Below are 17,001 nucleotides of genomic sequence, written 5' to 3'. Positions count from 1 at the left end.
CCGACCTCTCTCCTGGCTGGGGGTGGGGTCATTTCTTGGGCTGGGGCCGTCGGCGAGCCGCAAGACCGAGACGCTTGAGGGCGTAAGTGTCCAGGGCACTGAGCACGCCGTTGAGGGACAGGGTCAGCGCGACCAGGACAATCAGGCCGGCGAACTCTGAGGCCGCGTCAAGGTTCTGGGCGGCGGTGAACAGCTCGTGCCCCACGCCCTCGGAGGAAGCAATGAACTCTCCGCCGATGACGCCGAGGATGGCCAGGGGGCCGCCGGTCTTGAGGGCGGCGAAGAACGGGGCGGCGAGCGTCGGAATCGTCACGTAGCCCAGGACGTGGTGTTTGCGACCGCCCATCACCTGGACGACCTCGACGAGCTCGCGCTCCCTCAGCCGCAGCCCCAGATAGATGTTGTAGAAGACCACGAAGGCGACACCTGTCATGGCGATGGTGATCTTCGACCACTGTCCGATACCGAAGAACAGCAGGAACAGTGGGGCCAGTGCGATCTTCGGGATGCCGTTGACGGCTGCGACGAGTGGTTCGAGCACCTTCCCCAGGAGCGGGAAGGAGCCCAGGACCAGGCCCATCACCGTTCCTGCGGCGACGCCGAGACCGAAGCCGGCCAACACCTCGATGGTGGTCACCTTGATGTTGGTCCACCCGGAGGCGGATCCGAGCATCGTGGTGAGGGCGTCGTACACGTCGGTTGGTTTGCTGACGGCGTACTCGGGCACGACAGGCCCGCTCATCACCTGCCACAGGACGAGAGCAGCCGCGATCACCAGGATGCGCAGCGCGATGACCGAGCCCGTGCTCTGCCACCCAGCGCGTAGCTTCTTGGCGGGCCGTCCCGCGGTTTCGGGCTCGGGCTTGGTCACGGCTTTGTCGGTGACGGTTGCCATGGTCTGCTCCTTTCCTCTTCGGTTCGGCCGTGTCACGGCAGGTACGTGTTGGTCCAGTTGTCGGAAGACACCTTCGCGTCCGGCACCGCGCCGATGCCGTCCTTCACGAAAGCGACGGTCTTCTTCCATCCGTCGGCGTCCTGCTTGGCGGTCTCGGGCCAGTCCACCTGGGAGACGGCCTTGCTCAGCACGTCGTCGGGCACGCCCGGCAGGCTCTCGCGCGCCGCGGCCAGGACGGCCTTGTCGTCGGACTCGTGGGTGTCGAGGTAGGTGGTGGCCTGCTGTACGGCGGTGGCGAATCCCTTGACCACGGCGGAGTTCTTCTTTGCGTAGTCCTCCTTCACGACCACGACCTGGCCGTATCCGGCCTGCCCGTAGGCCCACTCGGGAACCTTGGTGGGGTCGGCCACCACGATGCCGTCGCCCTCGTGCTCGACCTGCAGGGGGATCGGCTCGGAGGTGATGAACCAGTCGACCTCCCCCTTGCTGAGGGCTGCCTTGTCGGCGGCCGGGCTCGGCAGCGAAACCCACTTCAGCTTGTTCGAATCGACGCCGTGAGCCTTGAGGAAGATGCCGGCCTCGGCCTTGGTGTTGGCGGAGCTGGCGCCGGCGGTGGAGTCTGCCAGCGCCTTGGCCACTTCGGCTGCCGGGGTCTCTGCGGTCAGGTCGTGCTTCTTCGCGAAAGCCGTGCTCACGACAATGCCGAGCGGGTTGCCTCCACCGTTCGTGGCGACCGAGAGCTCCGGCAGGCCCTTGGAGAGACCGGCCAGGAAGCTCGTCGGGCTGGAGTTGAGGAACTGCACCGAATTCGACTGCAGCGCCGAGGTGCCGGTGGAGGCCGTCAACGTCACGTACTTGATCTTGATGTTCTGCTTGTCGAAGTAACCGTTCTCGTCCGCCAGGCGGATCGACATGTCGAAGACGTTGCCGCTCACGCCCACCGAGACGGTGGTCTTGCCGTCCGAGCCGACCGACGACGAGCCGTCACCGCCACAGGCGGTCAGACACGCGGCACCGCACAGTACGGAGGTAGTCAGTGCCAGGTGTGTACGGTTCATGCGGTAGTTCATGGGAACTCCTTTGTTCACCAGGCTTGCTGGGTACGGAAGAATCGGATCCAGAAATCGGTGCAGGCCGGATCGGAGACAGGAATCGTCCGGAAGTGCGCACCGATCTCCATGACGGTGTCGGCGCCCGAGAAGGCCGGCCAGGGCGGCAGGTCACTTCCGTTGGGGTCGCCGGTGGCGACGAAGTTGGTCCAGTACGCGGAGACGGTCCGCGCGATCCTGTGGTCCTCTTCCGTCCATGCCCCGGTACCGCCTATGGGGTTGCGGAAGACGAAGTCGATCTCAGAACCGTGGCCGGCCCGTCTCGGGCCCCCGTCCCGCGCCGGGGCGCGGTGGGTCCAGAAGTAGGTATGCAGGTTGCCGGTGGCGTGACGGGTCCAGTCCGCGCCCCACAAACAGGTCGAGACACGGGAGTTGTCACGTGCCGCACGGCTGCTTGCGCGTGCCGCCTCGTCGTCCGTGGTGGCTGGATACAGCCGCAGGAACTCCTCGGCGAGCAGCCCGAACTTCCGGTGAGCCGCGGTGACATGGTGCTCAAGGCTGACGTTGACCGCGGGCGAGCCCGGCCGGATGGTCCTGCGCCCGTTGCGCAGAGCGGCCACCATTGACTCCGGTACCGCACCGCTCTCGTCGAGATTGTTCCCGGTGAGGTAGTCGACGTCGTTCTGCAGGCCCTTGACGTACGTCTCGTCGTAGCCGGCGGGCAGTGCCCAGCCGTCCAGTACGGGGCGGAACAGCGGAGGTGACGTGAGACTGCCGGTGTCGACGCTCGCGTCGACGGGGTGGTGGCCGTCGACGAGCTTCCGCCAGTGCAGGGAGCGTAGCTCTTGAGCGGTGCTCGCACCATGGGTCCGTGCGTATCGGTTTCCGGCAATTTCGGCATCCGCGGCCGTCCGGTAGGAGGTCGACAGATAGCGCAGTTCGGGATCGCGTGCGTGGCGGGCATGGCTCTGTGCGATCGCACGGCGGAACAGGCCCTTGGCGAGCGGTGACATGGCCAGGAAGTTGACCATGCCGGCGCCTGCGGACTGGCCCGCGATGGTAACGCGGTCCGGGTCCCCGCCGAAGTGCGCGATGTTGTCACGCACCCAGCGCAGGGCTGCCACGCAGTCGAGCAGTCCGTAGTTCCCCGAGGAACGGTGTTCCGACTCCTCGCTCAGCTCCGGTGTGGCAAGAAAACCGAAGGCTCCCAGGCGGTAGTTGAAGGTGACAACGGTAAGGCCGTCGCGGGCCAGGTTCTCACCGTCGTAGCGGGGGCTCGCCCCGGTGCCCTCGCGGAAGCCACCTCCGTAGATCCAGACGAGGACCGGACGCTGCTCCTCACGGTAGGCCGAGCCCGTCCAGATGTTCAGATTGAGGCAGTCCTCGCTCATGGGCACGTCTACGCCGGTAGCTGCCGCCGCCGCCGGTGTCTGTGGACACATGGGGCCGAACCGGTCGGCCCGCAACGTGGTCTCCCAGCCCGTAGGCGGCTGTGGCGGCCGCCAGCGCAGGCCTCCGACGGGCGGTGCTGCGTAGGGAATGCCTCGGAAGACGGTGACGGTCCGGTCCCGGCAGAAGACGCCTTCGACAGGCCCCGCTTCGGTCTCCGCTGTGGGGCGGCCCATTGAGTCCTTTCCGCCCCGTCCACTCCTCAGCTGAGGTGTGACTGCGGGGACTTGTCCAGCAGCAGCGCCCGGCGGGCGGAGCCGACGTGATGGCGCATCGCCGCGTTCGCCGCATCGGGGTTGCGGGTGACGATGGCCAGGAAGATGGCCTGGTGCTCCTCGAACGACCCCGTCCTCGGGTGCTGAGCAGAGAGGTTGCGGTACTGCCGCATCACCAGTGGGTAGAGCAGCGTGTCGTAGGCGCGGGCCAGGGTCGTCTGGTGCGAGGCGTGCTTGATCTGCTGGTGGAAGCTCCGGTTGCCGCGCGAGTAGGCATCCCCATCCCCACGGGACTGCGACTCCTCCATCCCCTGGAGCGTGCTGCGCAGCTTCGCGATCTCCTCGGCCGTGGCCCGCTCCGCCGCCTTGCCGGCCAGGGCGGCCTCCAGGATCTCGCGGGCCTCCAGGATGTCCGCCGCCTCCTCGATGGAGAAGCTCCTGGTGCGCACCCCGCGATTGGCCTCGCCCGTGACATAGCCCTCCTGCGTCAGCCGTACCAGCGCGCTGCGCACCGTGCTCCGCGACACGTCGAACATGCGCGTCAGATCCGCCTCGGTCAGTCGCGTGCCGGGCTCGATGCTCCCCGACAGCAACAGGGAGCGCAGCCCCTCGTAGGCATGGCTGTAGCGGCTGCCCGACGCCTTCGCCCGCGATTCGGCACCGGTGCTTTCGCTCTCCACCATGACCACCCTTGTCTTCCGTGAAGTTGAGAACTGAGGCGGGAACAGTAGCTGACGGCATAGAGGTCAGCTCCCGTGTGCGCCCAGGAACGGGTACAGGCGCCGAGCCGTACCCGCGAAGATCTCCTGGCGGTCCTGCTCCGGCAGGACCGCCAGGATCCCTTCGGCGAGGGCACGGAGTTCGGGCAGGGACTGCTCGGCCGCCGGCAGGTTCGACCCCCACGCGATCCGCCCGGCGCCGAATGCCTCGACGACCGGGGTGAGGAAGTCGCCCGCCTGCTCCCCGGCGTCCTGGAGCCGTTCGAGGTTGCGGTGGGTGAGCTTGAGGTGCAGGCCCGGGTGCATCCCGAGCTCCGCGACTTCCGCGCCGGCGCGGGCCGGCGAGGCGGCTATGTCGGGGTAGCCGATGTGGTCGAGGAGCACCTTGACGCCCGGGAACCGCTCCAGGAGCTCCACCAGCTGCTTGGTGGCGGGCCCAAGACGCATCTGGAGGCAGACCGGAAGGTCCAGCTTCGCGGCCTCCTCCCAGAAGGGGAAAGTCTCCGGGGCGACGAACCACTCGCCCTGGGTGGGTACGGTGCTGCCGCTGGTGAACAGCCGCACCCCGGACAGGCCGCCTTCTCCGACCGCGGTCCTGAGGTCGGCGGCGGCATCCGGCCGCAACGGGTCGACGGTGCCGACGGCGACGAAGCGCTCCGGCCGGCGCCGGCTGCTGTCGAGGACGTACGAATTGTCGTAGCCGTAGTTCGTGGTGGCCTGGACCAGGACGGCCTGGTCGATGCCGGTCTCGTCCATCCGGGCGACCATGCCCTCGGCGGTCACGGGCCGGCTCGCGGCCCACTCCGACTGCTTTCCTCCGATCGGCGCCTTGGGGTAGGCCGTCAGGTCCTCGGAGATGATGTGGCAGTGTGCGTCGACGAAGTCCACTGTGGTGCTTCCTTGTCTTCGGTGTGCGTGCTGTACGGGTCGGCTCAGGCGTCCGGGTAGTCGCCCGCGGCGAACAGTGACGGCAGGTCGGTGGAGAAGTCCGCGTCGAGCAGACCTTGATCCTTCGCGAACCGCACCATCGCGTTCAGGCTGTCCTCGTTGGCCTTGATGCCGTAGGGAACCGGGTCCGCGCCGATCGCGCGCCCCTGGCGCTGCAGCCGGGGAACGGCCGACCACTCGGGCTGGACGGCGAGGTGCCGGCGCTTGCTCTCCACGAACGCCGCGTACAGCTTGGTCGGCAGGCCGGGGTCGCGCTCCACGAGTTCGGTGCGGATCGAGATGAGCGAGTGCAGAGGGTAGACACCGGTCCGCAGGTAGTGGTCCACGGCGAGGGCGCCCGCTTCCGGGAAGAGCGGGTACGGCCCCTCGTCGCCGCTGGGCTCCGGAGCGGTCGCCGCCGTCCAGCCGGCCTTCGGGGCGCCCGCCCGGCCGGTTCCGGCGTTGCCGGTCAGCGCGGCGTCGATCTCTCCGGCGCGCAGCAGCTCACCCAGCGAGCGTCCGTCGGTGACCCGCTCGACGTTGGCGGGGACCCTGCCCTCGATGTGGTCGTCGTCGTCCACCACCCAGGTGATCGTGTCGATGTCCACCCCGTACTGATCCCGCAGCACGCCGCGCACCCATACTCCGGTGCTCACCGAGTAGGCACGCACTCCGATGCGGCGTCCTTCCAGATCCCGCGGCACGCGAATGCCGGAGTTCGCGGCGCACTGCACGTCGCCGTGGTGGAAGCGCCGGTTGAGGAATACCGGCACCGCGGTCAGTGCGATGCCCTCCTGGCGCGCCATGAGATAGGAGACCGGCGCCAGTTCGCACACGTCGAACTCCAGGTCCCGGATCATCCGCCGGTAGGCGCCGATGACCGGCTTGACCTCTACAGGTTCGACCAGGAACCCGTCTGTCTCCGTCTCACCGTCCAGCAGCGGCTGCGCGTGCGGGAAGTCTCCGAGAACCACCGTGAGCTTGTCCATACCCTGTCCTTCGCTGTTTCTGATACTGGTCCGACAGTGCTGCGGCCGTCAGCCGCCGAGGCGTGCCGGTGAGACGCCGAGTGCCGCACAAGACCGCTCGACGAGCTCGTCGTAGTCGACCGCCCGCGGGATCACGTCCTGCTCCAGGGCGTAGGCGGCCGCTTTGGTGAATGCCGCGCGCAGTCCTTCGAAGCCCACGGGGTGCAGGGGGAACGGCCGCCCGGCCTCCTCCTTGGCCGTGAGCACCGACTTCATCGCGTCGTACGCGGCGAGGATGGCGTCGGAGTGCTCGGCGGCAGCGGCCTCGGACACGCCGACCACGTGATTGACCGGGATGAATCCCTGGTCCTTCGACCACTGTTCGGCGGCCTCGTGGGCGTGGTCGACGGCGGTGCGGATGCGGTCGTCGGAGGGCAGCTCGTTACCCATGATCCCGAAGTCGATCCGGCCGTCCAGGAAGTCCGCCGGCAGCTTCGTCCCCTGCGGGGCCCGAGTCACCCAGGACGGGTCCTCGGCACCTTCGACGTGGTGGCCCTCGTACGTCGTCCAGTTCGCCTTGCGGAGGTCGACGCCGTACTGCTCAGTGAGGAAGCCGCGCATCCACACGCCGGTGGTCTGGCTCCACGCGCGGACTCCGACGCTGTGCCCCTCCACGTCGGCGACCGACAGTTCGCGGAGGGTCACCAGGGTCTGGTGCTGATGCCGCCCGAGGGTGGTGACCGGCAACAGCAGGACCGGCTTGCCGTGGGCGAGGGCCTGGAGAACCGTCACGATCGCCAGTTCGCACAGGTCCACGTTCGACTCGTTCACAAAGCCGCGGGAGGCTTTGTGTACCGGCTTGATGTCGACCCGCTCGGGCTCCGAACCCGCTTCGCGGGCCGCCGACAGCGCGGCTGCCGCGAGATCGTCACGGCCAAGCACCAACTGCATTTCTCTCTCCTCTTGCTACAGGAACCGGAGGTTCAGGACCGCTGATCGGAAGGCGCCGACGGCGGCTGGTGGTGGCGCTCGTGGTGCTGACGCAGCAGGTCGACACCGAAGTCGTTGCCATTGGGGGTGCGGACGATGGTGTGGATGTGCCGCCGCGAGGGGTAGTCGTTGTCGAAGAGCACGCCGGCCATGTGCTCGAACTCGACGAGGATCACCGGGCTGTGGAAGCGGTAGTAGAACGTGCCGTCGGGGTCCCCGGCCCAGCCGAAGCGGGTGTCGCGCCCGTGGGCCAGAACTTCCTTCATCCGCACCCGAGCGTGGTGGTCGTCGGCCCGGTTCACGTACAGGCCGAGGAGCTGGAGCGCGGTCTCCCGTTGGCCGGAAGACATATCAGCGAGCCGCAGCCCCTGGTAGTCGAGCTCCCAGTTGTCCCGGAAGGCGCCGACAAGGAGCTCCTTGGGCATCGTGTCCGCGATGACGGCCCGCTCCCGCTGCCGGCCGTCGAGCTGGGTGAACAGCTCGTGGCCGAGTGCCTCCTCGCCCCGGAAGGCAACAGTCCCTGCGTACTTCCCGGACCCTGCGACCACCGGCTCGGCGCCGAGGAAGGTGGGGGTGAGGACCATCTGGTCCCCGACGAACACGCAGTTGATGTTGACGTGGTGTCCGTCGAGCTGCCAGCCCCACGGGCCGCCGTTCTCCGGCTCGCCGTAGAGGGAGAACCAGTACAGCCACTCATTGAGGCCCTGGGTGTTGTCGCTCATCTCGCCGATGGTGAGATTGAGGTGCATCAGGTCGACCATCTGGCGGTAGCCGTCCACGCTCAGGCTGGCCCGGATGACGGCCAGAGCCCGCGCGCGTCCCGCGTCGTCGAAGTCCTCCAGCAGCAGGCCGTGGCGCAGGAAGTACCGGGCGCCGTTGTTCCAGTGGCGCCAGCTCACGTCGTCGATCGGGAACCGGCCTTCGGCCAGTTCCTCCGCCGTCAGGCCCGCCAGGTAGTCCTCCGCCGCCAGATACACCTTGCTGACGTCAGCGCCGGTGTCGCGCAGCGGGAACAGTCCCGGCTCTATTCCGTCGGAGGTGGCCACACCCCGGAAGGGCTCTTTGGCCGCCTCAACTCGCCAGGCGATCTTTTCGAGCAGGTCGGGCGTCCAGACCTCCGGCTTGCGCGTGGGCGGGTTGCCCCGCTTGCGCAGCCCTACTGGCTCTCCCATCGCTGCTCCTCCTCTCGCTGTTCCTTGACGGTGCGCCGGCGGGCGGCACACCCCTGTCGATCGCCTTCTCACTTGTCGAGGAAGGCTGTCTTCTCCTCGATCGCCCCGACATCGACCGGTGTTCCGATGAGGTCCTGCTCCAGGGCGTAGCGTCCGGCGATCTCCAGGCAGGCGACCAGGGATTCGCTCCATCCGGCCGTGACCGCGCGCCCGGCGGGTGAGTCGTCACGCTCGTCGGCGGTGGCCACGATCGCCTTTTTCAGGGCTCGGTAGAAATTGAGTACGGAGTCAGGACGGGTGCGCAGGACGTCGTCGCGGACCACCAGCAGGTGGTTCGCCGGGACCGTCCCGTGCCGATCAGCCCATGCCTGCCCGGCGCTCTCGGCGTCCGCCACGAGCGGGACCAGTCCGGCGCCCTGCCCGCCGATCGCCTTCGGGCCGAGCACCGCCGCGGCCACCTCTCCGGCGCGCAGCAGGTCCACGACCCGTTCGGCACCCGACCGCTCCACGTGCGGAGGGTTGACGTACTGGGCGACGTGCACGTCCTCGGTGGTCACCCAGGTGACGTCCGAGGACTTGACCCCGTACTCCTCCTGCAGCCAACCGCGCACCCACAACCCGGTGGTCTGGCCGTACGCACGGACGCCCACCCGCCGGCCGACGAGGTCCCGGGGACCGATCTCCGGGTCTTCCGGCAGCCGGGTCAGGGAACGGTGGTGGGTGCTGCCCACCAGCACTGCCGGGAGCAATGTCAACGGGATGCCGGCGTCGCGTGCCTGGAGGTAGGTTGCCGTCGGCATCTCGCAGATGTCGTAGGCCAGGTCACGGACCATCCGGGCGAAGGCCGGGGGTAGCGGGGAGGATTCCAGGTACTGGCAGCCCACCCCGTCCACGGGGATGGTCCCGTCCTTCAGCGGCCGGGTGTGCGGGTAGTTGCCGAGGAGTACGGTCAGCGGTGCGGTGGGGTGTGTCTCGCTCATCGGGCTCACACGTCCTCGCCGTACTGGATGCGGCGGTACGGGGTGCTCAGCACCTCGCGGGTGATGCGGACGTCGATCACGGTGGGCCGGGGGGAGCGTACGTACTCCGCCAGTGCCTCGCGCAGCTCCTGCGCCGTGCGGACCGTGGCCCCGCCGCCGCCGAGCGCCTGGGCGACCGCGCCCAGTTCGGGCGTCGAGATGGTCGCCAGCTCCGGGTCCAGTCCCTTCGCCTTCGCCTTGTGGTACTCGGCGCCGAGGCCCTGGTCGTTCATCACGACGACGAGCAGCGGGATGTCGTAGCGGCACGCCGTCTCGAACTCGGACAGGTGCATGATGAAGCTCGCGTCGCCCTCCACCACGAAACCGGGCTTGTTGCCCTTGGCGACCATCTGGCCCATGGCGATAAGCGGGGCCTGGCCGATGGCGCCGAACATGCCGTAGTTGGAGAGCACGTCGCGGGAGCGCTGGAAGAGCATGGTGCCGAAGTCGGTCTGGTGACCGCTGCCCAGCACCAGTCCCATCTCGCCGGGGAGTTCGTGGTCGAGGATCCAGATCGCCTCGCGCGGGTCGAGCCGTCCGGGCTCCTGCACGTACTCCGGCTGCTGGAGCCGGCCGGTCAGGTGCTGCCGGACCTGGTCGGTGTGGTAGCCCTCCAGCTGGACAGACCGCTCCTGGAGCACGCGGGTCAGCTCGCCGAGGGCGGTGACCGCGTCGGCCTGCAGGTAGCAGTCCGCCGTCCTGCCGTTGCCCATGACCAGGTGCGGGGCGGTGTCGATCTGGACGTACCTGGCCTCGGGATAGAGGTAGCCGCTCTCGATGGTGTAGTGGTTCAGGCTGGCCCCCACCGCGATCACGCAGTCGGCCTCCTGGAGCAGTTCCATCGACAGCTTGTCGCCGAAGAGACCCGACAGGCCGACGTGGAAGTCGGTGCGGTCGCACAGCCAGTTCTTCGCCTGCAGGGTGGTGGCCAGCAGGGCACCGGTCCGCTCCTGGAGAGCGAGGACCTCCTCGCCGGAGTCCGCCTTGCGCGCTCCCCTGCCTGCGATGATCACCACGCGCTTGGCATCCTGGATCAGGTCGCAGGCAGCCTGGATCCCGGCCGGGTCCGGCAGCAGCCGCGGCTTCTTGAGCAGGGCGGTGGACGGTACGTAGTTCTCGTCGTAGTCGTCCATGTCGGCGACCTGGACGTCGAAGGGCGCGCTGATCATGACCGGCCTGGACTTGGTGCGCGCCAGGTAGAAGGCGTCTCGCACGGCTTCCTGGGCGTTCTCGGGCCGAGTGACCTGGATGAACTCGCACTCGATCGCGGCTGCGAAGCGCCGCTGGTCGAGGTACTGGGTGGCGCCTTCGTCGCCCAGGGGGGTCTCCCCGCAGAAGGCGACCAGGGGGGTGCCCGCACGGCTTGCGCAGAGCATCGAGGTGGCCAGCTGCGAGACGCCGGGGCCGCTGGTCGTGGTGACCACGCCCGGCTGTCCCGCACCGCGGGCCCAGCCGTCGGCCATACCGAGGCCGGAGCCCTCGTGCCGCACCTCGTACAGTCGGACCCCGCGGTCGGCGAGCGCGGCCATCCAGTGCATGTTGGCGTCGCCCATCATGCCGAAGACGTCGCTGGTGCCTTCCTTGACGAACGCCTCGGCCAGTGCTTCGTAGACCTTCACTTCTGGGACTCCTTCGTGTTCGCCGCGGCCGTCGCCCGCGCTTTCAGGACGCCGTCGAGCCGTGCGAAGACCCGCAGCGCGTTGCCTCCGTAGACCGCCTGCCGGTCGGTGTCACTCAGGCTGTCGATGGAGTCGAGGGTGTACTTGGTGTCGTCGAACCTGCGTCCGGTCTCGGGGTCCACGCTGCGGACCGCGCCGATCATCTCGGAGGCGAACAGGACGTTCTGGGCCGGAATGATGTCCAGCAGAAGTTCCATGCCTCGCTTGTGGTACACGCAGGTGTCGAAGTAGACGTTGCGAAGGATCGACTCCTCCAGCGGCGGCCGGCCGCGGTCCTGCATCATTCCGCGGTAGCGGCCCCAGTGGTACGGGACAGCGCCGCCGCCGTGCGGGATGATCAGCTTCAGCGTCGGGAAGTCCTTGAACAGGTCCGACTCGCAGAGCTGCATGAACGCGGCGGTGTCACCGGCGAGGTAGTGCGCACAGGTGCCCTGCACCGCGGGGTTCCTCGACATCGCGACGTGGACCATCGCCGGGACGTCGAGTTCGACCATCTTCTCGTAGAGCGGGTAGTAGACCCGGTCCGTCAGCGGAGGCGCCTGGTAGTAGCCGTCCGATGGGTCCGGGTTGAGCAGGCAGCCGACGAAGCCCAACTCCTCGACACAGCGTTCCAGCTCGCTGACAGAGTTGCGTATGGAAGCCTCCAGCGCGTCACCCGGTGACTGCGGGAGCTGGCACACGCCCACGAACCGCTCGGGAAACAGACCGCACACCCTGGCGATCAGGTCGTTGCTGACCCGGGACCAGTCGAGGCTGGTCTGCTCGTCACCGTAGTGGTGGGCCATCTTTCCCGCGCCCGGCGAGAAGATCGTCAGGTCGGTGCCGCGCTCGGTCTGCAGCTTCAGCTGACCGTTCTCGATGGCGGTACGGATCTCTTCGTCGCTGATATGCAGCTCGTCGGGCGAGACCCGGGCGCCGGACTCCTCGAACGCCCGGATCTGCTTCTCCCGCCACTCACCCAGCGCAGCAGGCGCTGTGGTGAAGTGGCCATGACTGTCGATGATCATGAATTACTCCGAAAAATTGCGTGCGGTGGTCGCGTCGTGAGCGAGCGGGGCCGGAAGGCCACGTCAGATGCGGCCGGTCAGCTCCCGGGCCTTGTGCAGGCCGGGGTACGTGCGCACCGGAGCCGACATCAGGAACCGGTAGCCGTCGGCGAGTACCTGCTCGACGTTGCCGGCGGTGACGTGCGGGTGGCCCACGGCGACTCCGCGCTCGTTGCAGATGTCGAGGATCTGCCGCTTGCACTCCAGGACTCGCGGGTGTTCGTACTGGCGGGGGAAGCCCAGTTCCTGGCTCATGTCGCCCTCGCCGATCAGGATCACCCCGATGCCTGGGACCTGGTCCAGAATGTCCGGCAGGTTCTTGATGCCGAGCTGGTCCTCGATCATGAGGCCCACGAGGATCTCCCCGTCCGGGGCGAGCGGCCATACGTCGGCCCTGGCGTAGTACTCGATGTTCGAGATGCCCCAGTAGCGGGTCGCGGCGTGCGGGCCGTCCCCGCGCAGGCCGGCCGGGTCGTAGCGGGGGGCGTCGGGCAGCCGCGGATAGCGGCAGGCGGCGACGGCGTTACGGGCTTCCTCCACGGTGGAGATGTGCGGCCAGATAATGCCGAACGCACCGAGGTCGAGTGCCTGTTTGGCGTGCCACTGCGCCTTCTCCGCACCGTTGGCGGGGATGCGCACGATCGGGGTGACGTCCGGTGCGAGGCTGTCCGCCTCATGGATCCGGCGCCTGCTCAGCAGGTACTGGAAGCTGTCCTTCAGGGCGTTGATGTCCCAGGGCTTGTGCTCCATCTCGAACACCACGGCGTCGTAGTCCGAGTTGCTCAGCTCGATCGCCGACGCCGGATCCGCAGCGGAGAAGGTCGCGAAGACGTGCTGCCCCGCGTCGAGGGCGCCGATCACCTTGTTGAGCCTGGGCGTTGTCATCGCCGACCTCCCTGGTCGAGTGATTCACCGGACGTGTTCTTCGAACGCGGCGTCGTCTGCGGCGACTGCCCCGCGCGCCTGGACCGCCGCCCCACCCACCAGGCCCGAAGCCGGGCGAACAGGCCGGCCGGGCGGGGCGGAGCCGTGTGCACCGTGTCGGGCGCTGCTGCCAGCTGCCCGGCGGACACGTCCGTCAGCGGCTCTTCAGGGGCCACGGCACACTTCTGGACCAGTTGCTCGGTGAACTCCCCCGTCATTCGGGAAACCACCATCCCCGCGCCCGACTCGATCAGCTTGGCGAGCTTCCCGTTGAGTTTGATCTCCCCGTCGCAGAAGACCTTGGAGGTGCCGGGAGCATCCCCTGGAATGACCCGGAAGGTGGCGCCGGCACTGAAGCGGGTCGCGCCCTGCCCGTCCGCGCCGCGGGCCGTGAGACGGCCTTCACGTGAGGACTCGTCCAGGTCCAGGGAGATCCGGGCGGCAAACTTGACCCGAAGGCCGCCGAACCTGATGGCCAGGGTTCCGTCGAAGGAACCGTCGTCGTGCGACTCCCCGAGTTCCGCGCCGCCGATGCAGGACACGACGGCGGAAGGATCGGAGATGATCTCCCAGACACGTTCGGGCGGACTCGGTACGGCGATCTCTTCCGTGATCGATATCAAAGCTGTGAACCTCACTCGGCGGCAGGCGCGACGTCGGACGAAAAGAGCGCGTGACGGCGCGACCGGCATGGTGGCTTGGGGTGCGGAGTTCCGGGGCGCGGGGCCGGGAGGCCCGCGGTGCCCTCCGCCTGCGGGGCCGCAGCCGTGCTAAGCGGCGGTCTTCCGCTCGGCGGCGAAGAGTCCCCAGAGGTCGTTGTAGAGCTCCGCGAATTCAGGTGACTCGACGAGCGAACCGATCTGGCGCGGACGTTCGAAGGGGACGTGCATGACACGCCGGATCGTGCCGGGGCCCTTCGACATCACGATGACCTCGTCGGCCAGGTAGATCGCCTCGTTGAGGTCGTGCGTGACGAAGATCAAAGTCCCCTTCTGCTCTCGCCAGATGTTGAGCAGTTCCTGCTGCAGTTCGAGGCGGGTGATGGCGTCGAGCGGCCCGAACGGCTCGTCCATCAGCACGATGGACGGGTTGTAGATCAATGCTCGCGCTATCGCACAGCGCTTCTGCATCCCGCCCGACAGCTCCCGGGGGAAGTGATGCTCGAATCCGGTCAGGCCGACGAGCTTGACCCACTGCGCGACGCGCTCCTCACGTTCCTCCTTGGAAACCTTGCGGAACTTCAGGGCCAGACCGATGTTGGCCTGGACACTCAGCCAGGGCAGCAGGTGGGACTGCTGAGTCACGTACGCCGCATCGGAGTTGACGCCGGTAACCGGCTCGCCGGCGTAATGGACCTGCCCCTGGGTGGGAGTGAGCAGTCCGGCAGCCAGGTTGAGGATGGTGCTCTTTCCACAACCGCTGGGCCCGATCACGGCAACGACTTTGCCGCGATCGATGTTGAACGACACGTCCTCGATCGCCGGTCGGTGAGCCCCGGGAAACTCCAGCGTGACGTGCTCGAGGCGGAGAGCCTCCGAGTCGGAGTTGCGCTGTGTGGTCGACATATCTGCCTCCTCGGCCTGCTCCTCCCAAGAGATGAAGCGGGGCCGCGCTCGCGCCTGTGGCGGCGTTCGTGGGTGGCGGTGCAGTGACGTTGGTGCGTCTGATGCACGTGAACGGGCATCGAGGTTGGCTGGCTTCTCCTGCAGATGCAGCCATCGGTGTCACTTGCTGCCGCAGTGATTGTCTGACAACCGATGCGGTGAAGCTAACACCGCCACCCAGGGGGCACAAGAGTTTGCAGGGGGGAGCTGACATTCACAGGAATCTCGCGTTACCTGACGGAGAACTGTCAGACAAAGGTGGTTCACCGGCACGGCGCCACGGCTCGGTCACGCAGGGTGCCGAGGCGCGAGGGGAGGATCGGCCCCACACCAGGGCGCGGTCGGCAGGAGCGGGGCTCCAGCCGAGAGCCCGGCGCCCAAGCGTGGCGAGCCGGCCGGCACTCCGACAGCACCGCACGGGGCGCACGGCTCACGCTACTCGCGAGCGGGTGCCCAACCTGGTGCGTTCGCGACTCGGATCGTCCGACAAAAACCGCAGGGGTACGGCTCCGCTCCCAGACTCCGGAGATACCCACCCAGAATGGTCGCGCCCTTCATGTCCATATGCGCCCACGGGGATCACCAGGACATGGGTTCGACGGTGCCCAACAAGGCAGGAACCAACAGGCCAATCAAGGACCACATGGATCCCTCATCCGGACCCCTTGAAGCGCCTCGTCGCGACTGCTACGTTCCCACCCATCACTTGTCCGACAATCAGCCATGGCGGCATGGTCGATGCCCGACACGTGTGCCCGCGTAGGCCTGGCCCGGAGTCCTCGGACAGGTCGGCGCGGATCCCCGCAAGCCATTTTGTTGCGCCAACGTCAGCGGCAGGCTGGGGAAGCCGCCGTCACATCCCTGCGCCACGGCCGTGGGACCGCCGTTAACCATCCCACGGCGCCGAGACCGGAAAGGTCCAGGTCACAGCCACGCAGGAAGCACCCTCGACACGTGAAGACCCCCGTCCGCCACACCACCGTGAGGCGAACACCTAACGCAGAATGACCCCGGAAAACGCACTGGCTGACCGGGCGCACAAGCATCCCGCAGCCGCAGAGTCAACGAAGCAGCCGGGGTCGATCCAGGCCGGACCAGTGGGCCATCCCAGCAGGAGCGGAAGTGAGCCTCCGCACGGCCACCTGCGAGGGCGGGGCCGGCGGCAGCTCCCTACGTTCGACCCAGCCGTGTTTTATTTATTGCGTATGCTGCGAATATTGCGGATACCAGAGGCACCTCAAGCAAGACGCCCACCCGCCACGAAATTTAGGGGCGCACCGTGACGAAGACAGACATCAGGCCCGTGAAGCTCCCGCCCGAGAAGACCGCCACAGCGAACCGCGCCCTCACTCGTGTCCGCGGTTACCTCACCGAGCACCCCGACCTCGGACAGATCGCCGTCAAGCCACTCGACGACGACGAGCTCGAGCCCCTCACTCTGCCCCGCGAAGCCGTCGAGCTCCTCGCCGGTCTCCTCGCCCACCTAGGGGCAGGCCGAGGCGTGTCCATCGTCCCCAGCACCGCGGAGCTCACCACCCAGCAAGCGGCAGACATCCTCAACGTGTCCCGGCCCTTCCTCATCGGCCTCCTCGACGCCGGCGAAATCGAGTGCCGTCTAGTCGGAACGCACCGCAGAATCACAGCGTCGTCGCTCATGGAGTACAAGCAGGCAGACGACCGGCGTCGCCGTGAAGCAGCAGACGAGCTCACTCAGCTCGGCCAGGAGATGGGATTGATGTAGTCGATGGCCTTCGTCGCCGTTTACGACGCGAACGTGCTCTACCCGAATATCCTCCGCGACGTGCTCATCCGCGTCGCGGAGGCAGCCTTGTGCAGGCGAAGTGGACCGAGGCAATCCTTGACGAGACGTTCCGCAACCTGAAGGCCAACCGGCCGGACCTGGACCCCGGAGCCCTCGACAGGACACGGCGGCTGATGAAGGCAGCCGTACGGAACTGCCTCGTCAAGGGGCACGAGCCGCTCATCGACATACTGGAACTCCCCGACAAGGACGACCGGCACGTCCTGGCCGCGGCGATCCGCGCCAAAGCCCAGGTGATCGTGACGTTCAACCTCAAAGACTTCCCCGCGGATGCCCTGGCGCCATGGGACGTTGAAGCCGTCCACCCGGACGCCTTCCTCGAAGCGCAGATAGATCTGGCGCCGGAGGTCGTGTACGCAGAGATCCAGCGCATCGCCGACAGTTGGAAGAATCCGCCCGGCACGGTCGCGGACGTGATCGAGCAACTCGAGAGGAACCGTCTGGTTTCGTCCGCGGCGGCCCTGAGGGCGCTCGCCTGATTCCGTATGACTAGCGGCCGTCCCCGGCCAAGCTGCAAGAGATC

At 67.6% G+C, this 17,001-nt stretch carries 16 protein-coding genes; 2 read left to right on the top strand and 14 right to left on the bottom strand.

What is annotated here, in order from left to right; genetic code table 11:
- Positions 1 to 28 precede the first annotated feature (28 nt).
- From ACIRD8_RS00735 to ACIRD8_RS00670, 14 genes are all read right to left on the bottom strand, one after another.
- A complete protein-coding gene (locus ACIRD8_RS00735; protein WP_403984556.1) occupies positions 29 to 895 on the bottom strand; it encodes an ABC transporter permease in 867 nt (288 codons plus the stop codon).
- Positions 896 to 927: 32 nt separating this feature from the next.
- Positions 928 to 1,965, bottom strand: coding sequence for an ABC transporter substrate-binding protein (locus ACIRD8_RS00730; RefSeq protein WP_403984554.1), 1,038 nt, complete (start codon positions 1,963 to 1,965; stop codon positions 928 to 930).
- A gap of 14 nt (positions 1,966 to 1,979) precedes the next feature.
- A complete protein-coding gene (locus ACIRD8_RS00725) occupies positions 1,980 to 3,569 on the bottom strand; it encodes a carboxylesterase/lipase family protein (RefSeq protein WP_403984552.1) in 1,590 nt (529 codons plus the stop codon).
- A gap of 26 nt (positions 3,570 to 3,595) precedes the next feature.
- Entirely contained in the window at positions 3,596 to 4,291 is a 696-nt protein-coding gene (locus ACIRD8_RS00720; protein WP_403984550.1) for a GntR family transcriptional regulator, read from the bottom strand.
- A 63-nt stretch (positions 4,292 to 4,354) separates the two neighbouring features.
- Positions 4,355 to 5,215: an amidohydrolase family protein gene (locus ACIRD8_RS00715; protein WP_403984548.1), complete on the bottom strand. Its 861-nt coding sequence runs from the start codon at positions 5,213 to 5,215 to the stop codon at positions 4,355 to 4,357.
- A gap of 44 nt (positions 5,216 to 5,259) precedes the next feature.
- Positions 5,260 to 6,243: an ABC transporter substrate-binding protein gene (locus ACIRD8_RS00710; protein ID WP_403984546.1), complete on the bottom strand. Its 984-nt coding sequence runs from the start codon at positions 6,241 to 6,243 to the stop codon at positions 5,260 to 5,262.
- A 48-nt stretch (positions 6,244 to 6,291) separates the two neighbouring features.
- On the bottom strand, positions 6,292 to 7,173 hold the full coding sequence (locus ACIRD8_RS00705) for a hypothetical protein (protein WP_403984544.1): 882 nt from the start codon (positions 7,171 to 7,173) through the stop codon (positions 6,292 to 6,294).
- 32 nt (positions 7,174 to 7,205) lie between these two features.
- The gene (locus ACIRD8_RS00700; protein WP_403984542.1) at positions 7,206 to 8,384 is read right to left on the bottom strand and encodes a DUF3500 domain-containing protein; all 1,179 of its coding nucleotides are present in this window, start codon (positions 8,382 to 8,384) and stop codon (positions 7,206 to 7,208) included.
- Between the two features lie 68 nt (positions 8,385 to 8,452).
- Complete coding sequence (locus ACIRD8_RS00695) at positions 8,453 to 9,364, bottom strand: ABC transporter substrate-binding protein (RefSeq protein WP_403984540.1); 912 nt, start codon at positions 9,362 to 9,364, stop codon at positions 8,453 to 8,455.
- A gap of 5 nt (positions 9,365 to 9,369) precedes the next feature.
- A complete protein-coding gene (locus ACIRD8_RS00690; protein ID WP_403984538.1) occupies positions 9,370 to 11,022 on the bottom strand; it encodes a thiamine pyrophosphate-binding protein in 1,653 nt (550 codons plus the stop codon).
- Positions 11,019 to 12,089 carry an amidohydrolase family protein gene (locus tag ACIRD8_RS00685; protein ID WP_403984536.1) on the bottom strand — a complete coding sequence of 357 codons (1,071 nt, stop codon included), beginning with the start codon at positions 12,087 to 12,089 and terminating at the stop codon, positions 11,019 to 11,021. Before ACIRD8_RS00685 ends, ACIRD8_RS00690 begins: the two co-directional genes overlap by 4 nt.
- A gap of 63 nt (positions 12,090 to 12,152) precedes the next feature.
- Entirely contained in the window at positions 12,153 to 13,013 is an 861-nt protein-coding gene (locus tag ACIRD8_RS00680; protein WP_403984534.1) for an HpcH/HpaI aldolase/citrate lyase family protein, read from the bottom strand.
- Positions 13,010 to 13,675 carry an SRPBCC domain-containing protein gene (locus ACIRD8_RS00675; protein ID WP_403984532.1) on the bottom strand — a complete coding sequence of 222 codons (666 nt, stop codon included), beginning with the start codon at positions 13,673 to 13,675 and terminating at the stop codon, positions 13,010 to 13,012. The genes ACIRD8_RS00680 and ACIRD8_RS00675 overlap by 4 nt, the downstream gene beginning before the upstream one ends.
- 147 nt (positions 13,676 to 13,822) lie before the next feature.
- Positions 13,823 to 14,617 carry an ABC transporter ATP-binding protein gene (locus ACIRD8_RS00670; RefSeq protein WP_403984530.1) on the bottom strand — a complete coding sequence of 265 codons (795 nt, stop codon included), beginning with the start codon at positions 14,615 to 14,617 and terminating at the stop codon, positions 13,823 to 13,825.
- A 1,318-nt stretch (positions 14,618 to 15,935) separates the two neighbouring features.
- Between ACIRD8_RS00670 and ACIRD8_RS00665 the strand changes: the two genes are divergently transcribed.
- The gene (locus tag ACIRD8_RS00665; RefSeq protein WP_403984528.1) at positions 15,936 to 16,397 is read left to right on the top strand and encodes a helix-turn-helix domain-containing protein; all 462 of its coding nucleotides are present in this window, start codon (positions 15,936 to 15,938) and stop codon (positions 16,395 to 16,397) included.
- Between the two features lie 89 nt (positions 16,398 to 16,486).
- Positions 16,487 to 16,957 carry a PIN domain-containing protein gene (locus ACIRD8_RS00660; RefSeq protein ID WP_403984526.1) on the top strand — a complete coding sequence of 157 codons (471 nt, stop codon included), beginning with the start codon at positions 16,487 to 16,489 and terminating at the stop codon, positions 16,955 to 16,957.
- Positions 16,958 to 17,001 lie beyond the last annotated feature (44 nt).

Origin of the sequence: Streptomyces sp. NPDC102451 (assembly GCF_044765485.1) — a bacterium.
Lineage (GTDB): Bacteria > Actinomycetota > Actinomycetes > Streptomycetales > Streptomycetaceae > Streptomyces.
The sequence above is the reverse complement of the archived record's forward strand: the minus strand, read 5'-3'. Positions and strand labels throughout refer to the sequence as shown.